General features: G+C 72.6%; 11 protein-coding genes. 4 read left to right on the plus strand and 7 right to left on the minus strand.

All coding sequences use genetic code 11. The features are described 5' to 3' along the window. Positions 1-7: 7 nt before the first annotated feature. Positions 8-1,081 carry a hypothetical protein gene (locus HC031_RS15100; protein WP_167925934.1) on the minus strand — a complete coding sequence of 358 codons (1,074 nt, stop codon included), beginning with the start codon at positions 1,079-1,081 and terminating at the stop codon, positions 8-10. 322 nt (positions 1,082-1,403) lie between these two features. Here HC031_RS15100 and HC031_RS15105 point away from each other — a divergent pair, with 322 nt between their 5' ends. After that, positions 1,404-2,135 (plus strand): hypothetical protein, encoded by a 732-nt coding sequence (locus HC031_RS15105; RefSeq protein ID WP_240942526.1) that lies wholly within the window; start codon positions 1,404-1,406, stop codon positions 2,133-2,135. A 138-nt stretch (positions 2,136-2,273) separates the two neighbouring features. On the opposite strand, the gene HC031_RS15110 is transcribed toward HC031_RS15105, so the two are convergent. The 4 genes from HC031_RS15110 to HC031_RS15125 form a co-directional block, all read right to left on the minus strand. Next, positions 2,274-2,765 carry a hypothetical protein gene (locus HC031_RS15110; protein ID WP_167925935.1) on the minus strand — a complete coding sequence of 164 codons (492 nt, stop codon included), beginning with the start codon at positions 2,763-2,765 and terminating at the stop codon, positions 2,274-2,276. A gap of 333 nt (positions 2,766-3,098) precedes the next feature. After that, complete coding sequence (locus HC031_RS15115) at positions 3,099-3,857, minus strand: class I SAM-dependent methyltransferase (RefSeq protein WP_167925936.1); 759 nt, start codon at positions 3,855-3,857, stop codon at positions 3,099-3,101. A gap of 241 nt (positions 3,858-4,098) precedes the next feature. Then, the gene (locus tag HC031_RS15120) at positions 4,099-4,788 is read right to left on the minus strand and encodes a response regulator (RefSeq protein WP_167925937.1); all 690 of its coding nucleotides are present in this window, start codon (positions 4,786-4,788) and stop codon (positions 4,099-4,101) included. Further along, positions 4,785-6,023 carry a sensor histidine kinase gene (locus HC031_RS15125; protein WP_167925938.1) on the minus strand — a complete coding sequence of 413 codons (1,239 nt, stop codon included), beginning with the start codon at positions 6,021-6,023 and terminating at the stop codon, positions 4,785-4,787. The genes HC031_RS15120 and HC031_RS15125 overlap by 4 nt, the downstream gene beginning before the upstream one ends. Before the next feature lie 442 nt (positions 6,024-6,465). Between HC031_RS15125 and HC031_RS15130 the strand changes: the two genes are divergently transcribed. From HC031_RS15130 to HC031_RS15140, 3 genes are all read left to right on the plus strand, one after another. Beyond that, positions 6,466-6,981 carry a CcdC protein domain-containing protein gene (locus HC031_RS15130; RefSeq protein WP_167925939.1) on the plus strand — a complete coding sequence of 172 codons (516 nt, stop codon included), beginning with the start codon at positions 6,466-6,468 and terminating at the stop codon, positions 6,979-6,981. 64 nt (positions 6,982-7,045) lie between these two features. Continuing rightward, the gene (locus tag HC031_RS15135; RefSeq protein WP_167925940.1) at positions 7,046-7,810 is read left to right on the plus strand and encodes a CPBP family glutamic-type intramembrane protease; all 765 of its coding nucleotides are present in this window, start codon (positions 7,046-7,048) and stop codon (positions 7,808-7,810) included. A gap of 129 nt (positions 7,811-7,939) precedes the next feature. After that, positions 7,940-9,505: a DHA2 family efflux MFS transporter permease subunit gene (locus HC031_RS15140; RefSeq protein WP_167925941.1), complete on the plus strand. Its 1,566-nt coding sequence runs from the start codon at positions 7,940-7,942 to the stop codon at positions 9,503-9,505. 214 nt (positions 9,506-9,719) lie between these two features. On the opposite strand, the gene HC031_RS15145 is transcribed toward HC031_RS15140, so the two are convergent. Both HC031_RS15145 and HC031_RS15150 read right to left on the minus strand, forming a co-directional pair. After that, positions 9,720-10,379, minus strand: coding sequence for a response regulator (locus tag HC031_RS15145; protein WP_167925942.1), 660 nt, complete (start codon positions 10,377-10,379; stop codon positions 9,720-9,722). Next, positions 10,376-11,623, minus strand: coding sequence for a sensor histidine kinase (locus HC031_RS15150; protein WP_240942552.1), 1,248 nt, complete (start codon positions 11,621-11,623; stop codon positions 10,376-10,378). Before HC031_RS15150 ends, HC031_RS15145 begins: the two co-directional genes overlap by 4 nt. Positions 11,624-11,712: the final 89 nt, after the last annotated feature.

The following is an 11,712-nucleotide window of genomic DNA, read 5'->3' on the forward strand; positions in this document are numbered from 1 at the left end:
CGTACGGCTACCGGTACACCGGTACCTGGTGCGTGCCCGTGATGTCGCTGTGGTCGAAGTACCGGGTGGAGCCGGTGACCAGCAGCCGGTAGTCGACCTGGCGTACGACGTCGCTCCAGGCCGACCGCACGCGCACCCGCCCGACCAGGCGGGTGCCGGCCGGCACCTTGAGCTGGATCCAGTTGACCAGGTCGGGCGACCGGCTGCTCGCGAGCAGCTGACCGGCGCCGTCGTAGAGCTCCAGCTCGATCCGGTCGTAGCGGGTGGTGTCCTGGAACAGGTCCGCCTCGGGTAGCGCCAGTACGGTCACGTACTGCGTGTCGTGCGAGGTGAAAGCGTAGTCGTCGTGGTCGCCGACCGCCGCGCTGCCGGCCACCATGAACGAGGTGTCGTTGTCGGTGAGCTGCTTGGCGTACCGCTCGGAGTACCGCTCGTACAGCTCGTACACCCGGGTGCCGGCGCCGAACGGCACCGCGTAGGTGCGTCGGGGTTCGGCGCTGCCGGCCGCCCGGTACACCCCGTCGGCGTCGGCCCGGTAGCCGTGCGCGCCCACCGGCCCCAGCGGGCCGAGCGGCCCCAACGGGCCCAGGGGCCCGAGCGGGCCGAGTACCGTCCAGACCCCACCCGCCTGCAGGTGCGTGGCGAAGTCCCCCATGGTCGGCAGCCGGGTCCGGTACGACTCGCCGAGCGGGCCGTCCGGGCCCAGCGGTCCCAGCCCGCTCATCGGGCCGCCGATCGAGGCGAGCCACGAGGCGTACCGGTCCCACGCCGCGTACCCGCTGATGTACTGCGACGGGTTCCACCACTCGTCGCCCACGGGCCCGAAGCGGCCCAGCGGCCCCCGTTCGCCGATCGGGCCGCCGTGGCCCAGCGGCCCGGTCGGCCCGAGGTAGTCCACCGGCCGGCGGCCGGCGATGGGCTCGTCGACCGGTGGGGCGACCGTACGCAGGTGTCCGGATTCGTCGGCGCGCAGCGCCTCGACGGAGTCCGCGCTGACGTACGTCCCGGTGGGCTCGGCAGCCGCCGGCCGGGTGGCGACGCCGGTGACGAGCGTGGCCGTGACGGCGACGGCCACAGCCATGGCAACCTGCCGACACCTGCGCTGGACGTGCACCGCGAACCCCCGTCGCCGCCGCGAGTAAGTACAGCGACAAGTTTAAATATGTCCTCGGCCGGGCTGAGGACCGCCCCGACCTCCACACGGTGGCCTGCCCGGGTGTCCTCGGCGTCGGCCGTCGCCTTGTTCAGGTCGGCCCTGGCGAGGAACCCGGCGTGACCGTAGCGGGTACCGCCGGCTGGGTCGAGTCTTCATGTACGCGCGTCTTCTCTTCGTCGATGCCGCCGACCGTCAGGGCTGTCCGGATAGCCTGTCGGCATCACCAGTGGCATGGGGAAGGACTGCGGTGAGCGACGAGCTCGAACGGGAGTGGTCCATAGGCGCAAACACCGCCGGCGGCGTTGTGGGCGCTCTGGTCGGCGCCGCATCGGCCCCGGTGCTGGGGCCGTTCGGCGTCGCGGCGGGAGCGCTGGCTGGCGCCCTGGCCGAGGACTACGTCACGCGCTACGCCGAGGATCGAGTGCGTCGTGTCCGGTCGATGGCTGCGGCAGCCGCAGAGGAAAAGGGGCTGACCGTCGACGACCTGGTAGCGGCGTCACTGGAGGATGAGCACAAGCGTGAACTTTTGGCGCGGGCCATCCAGGAGTCTGCTCGGGCGACTGAAGAGCATCAGATCATCGGCCTCGCTCGTGCGTTCGCGACCGGGGCGATTTCCGAGGACCGGGCCATCGTCGACGAATCAATGGTGGCATTGGAGACCATCGGTCAGCTTCGCGGGCCACACTGGCGCTTGGTCAGCATACTGATCCGTCCGTCCCCCTCAGGGGAGTCCGATCACATGAACTTCCGGAGCGGGAAGCCGTACGCACTCCCTTGGCTGCGCCGGGACATCATCGAGGAGGACCCCGGCCTGGCTCCCGTCATCGATTCGCTGATCGCCAAACTGCTTGGCTTGGGCATGATCGAGGATCGTGCCCACAACGTGAGTGACGGCCGACCTCGGTGGGCATTGACGGGGTTCGGTCACGCCTGCGCCGACTACATGCGCATCCTTGGCCACAATCAGGCAGCTTCGTGACGCTCGGCCCCGCCGACGTGGCCGCGTACTTGCCGTGGCCGGCCGGACATGGACGATTCCTTCGCAAGCGTTCCGGGTCAGGTCCGCGGGATCACGCGCGTGTGGCGCGTACGACGGGATGAGCGGGCTGCTGCGCGGTCACCGGCTGGCGGTCGGGACCGGTGTGACGGCGGGGGCGGTCATCCGTAGCGCGATGACGGCGTTCTGCGCGGCGAAGCTGACCGCCAAGGTGCACAGCAGGGCACCGAGGCTGGCGGCCTCCGGGTGGCCGGCCGCCCGGTCGACCAGGTAGAGCAGGCCACGGGCGACGAACAACGCGCCCCACAGCGCCAGCGTGAGCGTCGAGCCGCGCCGCCACCAGATGCCCTGCGGGTCCTGCCAGACCGCGATGGTGCGGCCGCGCCACATCCCGAGCGCGGCGGAGACGACCGCGCTCAATGCCAGCAGCGCGATGTCGGCAGCGTGGTGCCATACCGGCGCGGTCATGGTCCGGACCCCGAAGTAGGCGAGGACGAACGGCGCAAGCACGAGCAGCCGCGCCTTGACCCGCTGGAGCCGGATCTGCCTGGCCAGGATCCAGACGACGGCGGCGACGATCAGGACGAGGTCGGCGGCGGAGTTCACGGGCATCGGGGTCTCCTTGAAGGCTTGGGGGACGCTGAGAAACGGTAGGTGTGCCGGCCGGCTCAGACATCGGAGCGCAAGTGGAGATTGAATAGCGCGGGTCTCCACCCTGGGGTGGAGACGAACACCGGCGCACGTCAACCAGGCACCGATGGGCCCGTGGCGTCTCCGTCGCCGGCCCAGCGAATGCGACCGCCACCGGGAACCGCTCGGTTGCCCGGTACGAAGTGGCGCCCCCAGAACTGGACGAGCGCCCCGGACCGGGTGGCCTGGGGCGCTCGCCGTTGTTCGGTTCTGACCTCCGTCCTTCGAGGAGGCCGGGTGGTCATCGGCTGGATGTCACGGCACCGGCTTGCGGGCCAGCACGACGCGGACGGGAGGCCACATCATCGGGGTCGGGCGGCTGCGGGTCACGTCGACCAGGCCGGCTGCCCGCGCGTCGCGGGCGTACTGGTCGGTCTTGGCGAAGTCGATGATGGCGAGGCGTCCGCCGGGCCGGAGCACGCGGGCGGCGTGGGTGATCGTCGCGCGGCGCTTGTCCCGGTCGTGGATGTTGTGGATCGACAGGCACGCGAGTACCACATCGGCCGAGGCGTCGGGCAGGGGCAGCGCGCTGATGTCCCCGGTGACGACGCGGACCCGGTCGGCGACGCCGAGCGCCTCCGCGTTCGCCATGAACCGCTCCGGCCGGGAGCCCGCCTGGTCGACCGAGCGCCACAGGTCGACACCGGTCCCCGTACCGCGTGGCGTGCGCAGGGCCGCGCCGAGGAGCATCAGCCCGCGGCCCGTACCCAGGTCGACGACGTCCTCGTCGCCGCGCAACGCCAGGCGGTCGAGGACCCGGTCCCGCAGTACGATCTTGCCGCGCAGCGAGCTGTGCAGCATCGCGATCGCGGTCAGCCAGCCGAAGACGAAGAACGCGATGCCCGGACCCAGCAGGTGCGCTCGCGTGAAGGCCGTCAGCAGCAGGAAGACCGTGCCGAGCAGGCCCGCCGCCACGAAGCCGGCGACGACCGGCGGGGCGTCGATACCGTACGCGACCCTGCCGGCCGAACGCGCGCCGTCGGCGCCCGAGGGCACGCGGGCTGGATGGGACATGGTTCCTCACATCTGCCCCGCTGGAGCGGGACGGTCTCGACGGGCATCGGCGTCGCCGATGGCTGGCTGGGCGGCGAACCTCCGGCCGGCAGCCCCGCTCGGCTGGTCGGCGCCGGCCCGCCCGGCCAGCCGCCGGCCACGAAATTTACATGATCAACCAGGCGGGACAGGCGATCTCGTCCCACCCGGTCGCGCGATCCCGGCCGGCTGCGGGGTCGGATTTCGGTGTCCGGGACATCGGTCAGGCGGTGACGCGTCCGGTGCGGTAGGCGTAGCCGACCAGTGCGGCGCGGTCCCGACACCCGGTCTTGGCCAGCAGGTGATTGATGTGGGTCTTCACCGTCGCCTCCGAGACGAACAGCCGGGTGGCGATCTCGGCGTTGGAGTGACCCTCGGCGACCTCGATGAGCACCTCCACCTCGCGGCTGGTCAGCCCGTCGTCGACGGTGGTGGGAGCGTTCGGCTCGGTCACCCCCAGCTTCGCCCCGGCGGCCAGCGCCTCCAGCAGCCGCCGCTGCACGGACGGGTCGAGCTGGGCCTGGCCGGCGGCCACGGTCGTGATCGCCTGCTGGATCTCGTCGGCGCCGGCGTCTTTGGTCAGGAAGCCCCGGGCGCCCGCTTGCAGCGCGCGGAACACCCAGTCATCGTCGGCGTAGGTGGTCAGCACCACCACCCGGGCCCGCGAGCCACGCTCTACGAGCTGCCGGGTCGCCTCGACGCCGTCGACGGCGGGCATGTTCAGGTCCATCAGCACGATGTCCGGGTCGCCGGTGAGCGTCTGGCGGACCGCGTCCGCACCGTCGACCGCGGTACCGACCACCTCTATGCCGTCGAGCAGGCCGAGCAGCGTGGCCAGCCCGTCGCGCACGATCTTCTGGTCGTCGGCGATGAGCACCCGGATCGGGGGCGCGGCCGGCGGCTGGGACGTCATGAGCGTGCCTCCTGTGATTGCGGGGGAACCGGTCCCGCCGTGGCCGGGATCGGCATGGTGAGAGTGACCCGCCAGCCCTCGGCGGTCGGGCCGGCGTCGAGCCGGCCGCCGGCGAGCGCCGCGCGCTCGGCCAGCCCGGCCAGCCCGTAGCCGCCCGACGGCAGACCGGCGGTGACCCGGTCGCCGCCGGCGTCGGTGACCTGTGCGGTGAGGGCGGTGTCGGTCCAGGTGAGCGCGACGGTCACGGTGGCGCCGCGCCCGGCGTGCTTGGCCGCGTTGGTGAGGGCCTCCTGCACGGCCCGGTACACCGCGAGACCGGATTCGCTGGGCAGCGGCCGCGGCCTGCCGGTGACGGCCAGCATCACCGGCAGGCCGGACAGTCGGGTCTGCTCGATCAGGGCGGGCAGTTGCTCGGGGCCGGGCAGTGCCTCCCCGCGCAGGGTGGCCACCGCACGCTTGGCGTTGACCATGCCGTCGCGGGCCAGCCGCTGGGCGTTGATCACCTGCTCGGCCAGTCGCGGATCGGCGCCGGTGCGCTCGGCCAGCAGCCGCGCGCCCTCCAGCTGTACCGCCAGCCCGGACAGGGTGTGGGCCAACACGTCGTGCAGCTCGCGGGCCAGCCGGCCGCGCTCGGCCAGGACAGCGGCCTCCTCGCGCGCGGCCCGGGTGGCGGCCTCCTGCTCCAGCAGAGCCTGGGAATGGGTGTGCGCGTCACGGGACACCGCGGCGAAGGCCGCGGCCAGGTACAGGAAACCGGCTGCCGCGGCGAGATCGAGAACGGCGCCCAGCGGATGGGCACTGGCGCGGGCCTCGGCCCACCCCGCACCCAACATGATCACCGCGACGCCGGCCAGGCCCGGCCGCCGGGGTACACCGAAGCCCAGGCCGGCCATTGCCATGCAGGTCAGCACGATGCCCGGGCCCGATGGGTGCAGCGCGTCGACCGCGGCCCCGGCCAGCCCGGTGCCGACCAGCGCAGCGGTCAGCACAGGCACCGCGGTGACCCGGGGCAGCAGCGCCAGACACCACAGCGCCAGGCCGGCGACGGTGACGGCGACGGTGGCGACGCCCGCCACCGGCCCGGCGGGCAGCCCGGCGGCCACCGTGGCGACCGCCACGGCACCCACGGTGGCCCACCCGGCCAGGCGTACCAGGCCGTGCAGATCGGACGCGGCCACGGACGGCCCACCGTCACGAGCGCTGGTCGGCCGGCGCAGCCGGAGCCGGGCGCTCATCGGGTGGCCGTCATCGCCAGCGCCGGGGCGGCCGGCGGCCGGGAGTACGTCTGGCACCCGGCGGCGGTACCCGGTACGGCCAAGCGCGAATCGGTGGTCATGGGACCCTCCTCGGCGAGTGTCGCCGGACGTTCGAACAGCAAGGGGAAAACGGTAGCCAGCAGGCTTGGTAACGCCGACGGCGGTCGGCCGGCGCGGGCATTCGGATGCTCTCCTTCACGAGGACGGGCACGGCTCCACTGCGAGGCACCACTCCTGGTCACCAGACCGTAGGCAGCGTGCCGGGGCAGCCACATCGGCGCCGGGGTGGATCACGGTTGGCGGTGTCCACCCACGGGTGGAGACCACACCGACGGCGAGATCCACTCACACGCCGATGGCCAGCGTCCGCATCGCTCCTAGCGTCGATACCGACCCGATCGAACCCCTGCGGAGGTATCCGATGAGCACCACTCAGTACCTGCTCAACGCCGGCCTGCTGGCCTTCGTCCTGTGGTCCAACCTGGGCACCAGGACGATCACCCGCTCCCGGTTCGCCCTGCCGCTGCTGCTGGTCGCGATCGCCGGCGTCGTCTTCCTGCGCGATGTACCCACCGCCGGCAACGACGTCGGCCTCGAGGTGGCCGGCGCGGCCGCCGGCATCGTGCTGGGGCTGATCGCCGCGGCACTGGTCCGAGTCGACAGGGACGCCACGGGTCGTCTGGTCATGCGCGCCGGCGCCGCGTACGCCGCCCTGTGGGTCGCCGTCATCGGTGGCCGGATGCTTTTCGCCTACGGCGCCGAGCACTGGTTTCCCGCTGCTATCGGACGCTTCTCGATCGCCCACCAGATCACCGGCGCCGACGCCTGGACCGCCGCGTTCGTGCTGATGGCGCTGTGCATGGTGCTAGCCCGGGTCGCCGCCTCCGGTGTGCTGACCGCGCGGGCCGCCCGCCGTCCCGTCCCCGCCATGGCCTGACGAAACCCCTACCGATCACACCCCGGCGTCGTCCCTGCCGTCGTCCCTGACCAAGGAGTGTCCCGTGACCCTGCTCTCCGCCGCCTCCCCGCGCCGCGTCGCCCTCGCCTTCGGCGCCGCCGATATCGCGCTCACCGTCGCCGGGGCGTTCGGCGTGGCCGCACTGTTCCCGGCCGCGTCGGCGTGGACCGCGCGCCTGGTCGTCGTGCTGGCGCTGGCCGCCGCGGTGACCGCGCTGCTGGCCGCCACCCGCGGGTGGCGGATGGCCGGATTCACCACGGCAGTGCGTGCGCCCGGGCTGCTGTGGCTACCCGCGGCGGTCGCGCTGGTGCCGCTGGTCGGCGGGGTGCAGCTACCCGGCGCCGGGCTGCTGGCCGTGCTCGTGGCCGGGTACGCCGCCACCGGGTTCGTCGAGGAAGCCCTGTTCCGCGGAGTCATCCTCGGCGTGCTGCGCCCGACCGGGGTGCGGCCGGCGGTGCTGGTCTCCTCGGCGCTGTTCGCCGCGGCGCACCTGCCGAACATGCTCTTCGGACAGGCCCCGGCGATCACCCTCGCCCAAGCCGTGGGCACCTTCTGCTTCGGCGTCGGCTACGCCGCGCTGCGGCTGCGCACCGGCAGCGTGTGGCCGCTGATGACCCTGCATTTCCTCACCGATCTGCTGCTGCGCGTGGACGCGCTTCCGGCCTGGGCGCACTGGACGGCGATGGTCGGCGGCGACACCCTGCTGCTGGTCTATGGGCTGGTGCTGCTGCGCGGCAGGGAGCGCACGGCCTCCCGCGTCGATGTCGGACACCCGGCCGCGTTCTCCGCGCAGCCCGCCGACGCCTGACCAGCCGCCTCGGCCTGCCACGGCGACCGACTCCCCCACGAGCCGCCCGGCCGCCGTCCTGCCCCTGCCCCGTGCCCGTCTGCCGCTGAAGCCCACCCACGTCACCCGTTCCAGAAGAAAGGCCTGTCCGTGACCGCGCCCGTGCACCCGCCGACCCGGCATCCGCGCCGCTGGTGGACCCTCGCCGTCCTGTGCCTGTCGCTGTTCATCGCGACGCTGGACAACACCGTCCTCAACGTCGCCATCCCGCACCTGGTGCACGACCTGGACCTGACAGCTGCGCAGACCCAGTGGGTCGTGGACGCCTACTCGCTGGTCTTCGCCGGCCTGTTGCTGACTGCCGGGTCGCTGTCGGACCGGCTCGGTCGCCGCAAGGGCCTGCTGCTCGGCCTCGTGCTCTTCGGCGGCGCGTCGGTCGCCGCCGCGTTCACCGGCGCCGCGACCACCCTGATCGTCTGCCGTGGCCTCATGGGCATCGGAGGGGCGTTCCTGATGCCGGGAACGTTGAGCATCCTGGTGCACGTCTTCGACGACACCGAGCGGCCGAAGGCGATCGGCATCTGGGGCGGCACCTCCGCCCTCGGCGTGGCCGCCGGTCCCATCCTCGGCGGGCTGCTGGTCACCCACTTCTGGTGGGGCTCGGTGTTCCTCGTCAACGCCCCCGTCGTCGCCCTCGCACTGATCGGGGCGCTGCTGCTGGTGCCCGAGTCCCGCAACCCGAACGCGAGCCGGCCCGACGTCGTCGGCGCCGCGCTGGCGACCACGGGCATCGTCGCCGCGGTGTGGACGGTCATCGGTGCACCCGAGCACGGCTGGACCTCCACCCGGGTGCTGACCGCGACCGGGATCGCCGTCGCCGCGCTGGCCGCGTTCATCGGCTGGGAGCGACACACGGCCACCCCGATGCTGAACCTGGCGCTGCTGCGAAACCGCCGCTTCGCCGGTGCCGGCGGGGTCGGCGTGCTACTGCTGTTCGCCCTCGCCGGCACCAGCTTCGGCCTCACCCAGTACCTGCAGCTGGTGCTCGGGTTCAGCCCGCTGGCGGCGGGGCTGGGCACCCTTCCCGTCGCCGTCGCGATCGGGCTCACCGCGCCGATCGCCCCCCAGCTGGCCCGCAGAATCGGTGGCGGCGCCGTCGTCGCGGCCGGACTTCTGCTGATGGCCGCCGGGCTCACCACACTGGCGGCGCTGACCTCCACCGACTCCTACGCCCCGGTACTCATCGGCGGACTGATGGTCGGAGCGGGCATGGGCACCGCGATGGCCCCGGCCAGCGCCGCACTGATGGGATCGCTGCCGCGCGAACACGCCGGCGTCGGCTCGGCGCTCAACGACACCCTGCAGGAGCTCGGTGCCGCGCTCGGCGTCGCCGTCCTCGGCACCGTGCTCTCCGCCGTCTACCGCTCCCACCTGCCGGCAATGGCGCCGGTGGCAGCCCGGGAATCGCTGGCCGGCGCCCTGAGCGTGGGCGACCCGGCCGTCACCGGACCCGCCCGGGCCGCGTTCGACGTCGCGCTGACCCGCGGATTGCTCGTTGCTGCGGTCTGCGCGCTGGCCGGCGCCATCGTCGGCTGGCGGGCGTTGCGCACCCGTACCGCCGCATCGGCCACAGGCGCCCCGCTCACCGGAGCCCCATCCACCGCCGTTGGCGCTGCCGCCGGGGTGGCGGAGCTGACACAGACCGCCGCCGGCTGACCGTACGATGTCGACGACCCGCCCGCCGGAACCACCCGCATTCCAGCAGCTCACGGGCCTGTCGTGACGGTTCCGCCGATACCTGGGCGGGTGGCCCGACGCCACCGTGCGACATGATTCGCGTGCCAGCGGTACCTCTGCGGGCTGGACAGCCTGCGAAGCCGCTGACGTTCGTCCGCCGCCGCACGGCGGCGCTGACGAGGCCACCCCCGCATCAGTATCCGGGTTTGACGAGTCCACACTCGTAGGCGAAGACGACGGCTTGGATTCGGTCGCGCAGGCCCAGTTTGGCGAGGACGCGGGTGACGTGGGTCTTGACCGTCGCCTCGCTCAGGTAAAGCTCCGCACCGATCTCGGCATTGGAGCGACCGCGGGCGATGAGCCCCAGCACCTCGAGTTCGCGTGGGGTCAGCGCCTCGAGTCCGGCGGGGCGGCCGGTGCCCGGCCGCGGGCGCCGAACGTACTCCTCGATCATTCGCCGGGTGATCTCCGGTGCCAGCAGCGCCTCGCCCGCGGCGACCGTACGGGTGGCCCCGGCCAGCTCGCGTGGCGGTGCGCTCTTGAGCAGGAAGCCGCTCGCCCCGGCGCGCAGCGCCTGATAGACGTACTCGTCCTCATCGAATGTGGTGAGGATGAGTACCCGCGCCGGGCAGCGGCCGCCCTCCAGTAGGCGACGCGTCGCCTCGATCCCGTCCATGCGCGGCATGCGGATGTCCATCAGGATGACGTCGGGCAGCAGCGTGAGCGCCTTGTCGATGGCCTCCATGCCGTCGGCCGCCTCGCCGACCACCTCGATGTCGTCCTGACCATCCAGAATGGAGTGGAAACCGCCGCGCACGAGGGCCTGGTCGTCGACGAGTAGGACGCGGATCATCGCTGGGCCGCCTGCAGCGGCAACCGCGCCGTCACGGTGAAGCCCGCCCCAGGCGCGGCTGCCGTCTCGAGCGTGCCGCCGTAGAGCCCGACCCGTTCGTGCATCCCGATGAGGCCGTGCCCGACCCGGTTCGCGCCGGCGCCGCCCGAACCGCCGGTCGGCCCGGTGTCCCGGACGCTCACCCGTACGGACTGATCGTCGTAGTGCAACACGACGTGCGCGGTGGTCGGCGCCGCGTGCTTGAGCGCGTTGGTGAGCGCCTCCTGCACGATCCGGTAGACGGTCAGATCCACGCCGGGTGGCAGCGGCCGGGCCGAGCCCTCCACGGTGAGTTCGACCGGCAGACCGATCTCGGCCATGTGGTCGACGAGGTCGGCCAGGTCCGCCGTCCCCGGCTGCGGCTTGAGCGCGAGCCGGGCCCGTTCTCCGCGCAGCAGGCCGAGCATCCGCCGGAGTTCGCCGACCGCCTGCCGTCCGGTGTCCTGGATCGACTGCAGTGGCGCTCGAGCCTGCTGCGGGTCGCGGTCGAGCAGGTCCTCGGCGGCACCCGCCTGGACCACCATGACGCTGACGCAGTGGGCCACGATGTCGTGCAACTCGCGCGCGATGCGAGCGCGTTCCTCGGCAAGCGCGGCACCGATCGCCTCCTCGCGCTCGGCTTCCAATTGCTGCGCGCGGGCGCGGTCGTCGGACTGGCTGCGGGCGCGAGCACGCAGCACCCGGCCGGCGACGAGGCACACCGCCACCGGCACCCCTACGAACGGGAGGTTGCCGACGGTGCCGGACTCCGGGTTGCGCAGGAACACGACGACCACGGCGGTCACGATCGCGGCCACGCCGATAACGGCCCGCGCCCGTTCACTGTGCCGGGCCACCGAGTACGTGGCGACCAGGATCGGCAGCATGTCGCCCCACAGCGTCACCGTCAGCGGCGTGACCAGCATCGGCCCGGCGATCGCGACCGCGACGATCACGGCAGTGGCCAGCGGCGTCACCCGGCGCAGCGCCAGCACCGCCGTCGCCACCAGGGTGGAGGCGGCCACGGCCGGCATCGGCCCGTAGGGTGTCGAGTTGTCGAGCTGGAACACGAGATTGATCTGGGCGAAGACGGCTATCGCGATCGCGAACAGCGCGTCGGGCAGCACGCCCGCCGGCCGGCGCCGCAGCCATGCGCGCGTCTCCGACTCCACCCGCGCCCCGGAATGGCTCCCCGCCTGGGCCTGCACCGGCGCCGTCAACTGCATCACATCGGCAAGTTACCGGCAGTCGGGCCTGCGCGGCGTCATCCGCAGGTCGCATTTCCAGTCGCTCGGCCGCGACCGGGGTATGACCC

The organism is Planosporangium thailandense (genome assembly GCF_011947195.1).
GTDB classification, from domain to species: Bacteria; Actinomycetota; Actinomycetes; order Mycobacteriales; family Micromonosporaceae; genus Planosporangium; species Planosporangium thailandense.

What these genes read in the sequence shown, in the direction of transcription:
- HC031_RS15100 (WP_167925934.1), bottom strand. Translation starts at nt 1,081, where the DNA reads ATGGCTGTGGCCGTCGCCGTCACGGCCACGCTCGTCACCGGCGTCGCC.
- HC031_RS15110 (WP_167925935.1), bottom strand. Translation starts at nt 2,765, where the DNA reads ATGCCCGTGAACTCCGCCGCCGACCTCGTCCTGATCGTCGCCGCCGTC.
- HC031_RS15115 (WP_167925936.1), bottom strand. Translation starts at nt 3,857, where the DNA reads ATGTCCCATCCAGCCCGCGTGCCCTCGGGCGCCGACGGCGCGCGTTCG.
- HC031_RS15120 (WP_167925937.1), bottom strand. Translation starts at nt 4,788, where the DNA reads ATGACGTCCCAGCCGCCGGCCGCGCCCCCGATCCGGGTGCTCATCGCC.
- HC031_RS15125 (WP_167925938.1), bottom strand. Translation starts at nt 6,023, where the DNA reads ATGAGCGCCCGGCTCCGGCTGCGCCGGCCGACCAGCGCTCGTGACGGT.
- HC031_RS15130 (WP_167925939.1), top strand. Translation starts at nt 6,466, where the DNA reads ATGAGCACCACTCAGTACCTGCTCAACGCCGGCCTGCTGGCCTTCGTC.
- HC031_RS15145 (WP_167925942.1), bottom strand. Translation starts at nt 10,379, where the DNA reads ATGATCCGCGTCCTACTCGTCGACGACCAGGCCCTCGTGCGCGGCGGT.
- HC031_RS15150 (WP_240942552.1), bottom strand. Translation starts at nt 11,623, where the DNA reads ATGCAGTTGACGGCGCCGGTGCAGGCCCAGGCGGGGAGCCATTCCGGG.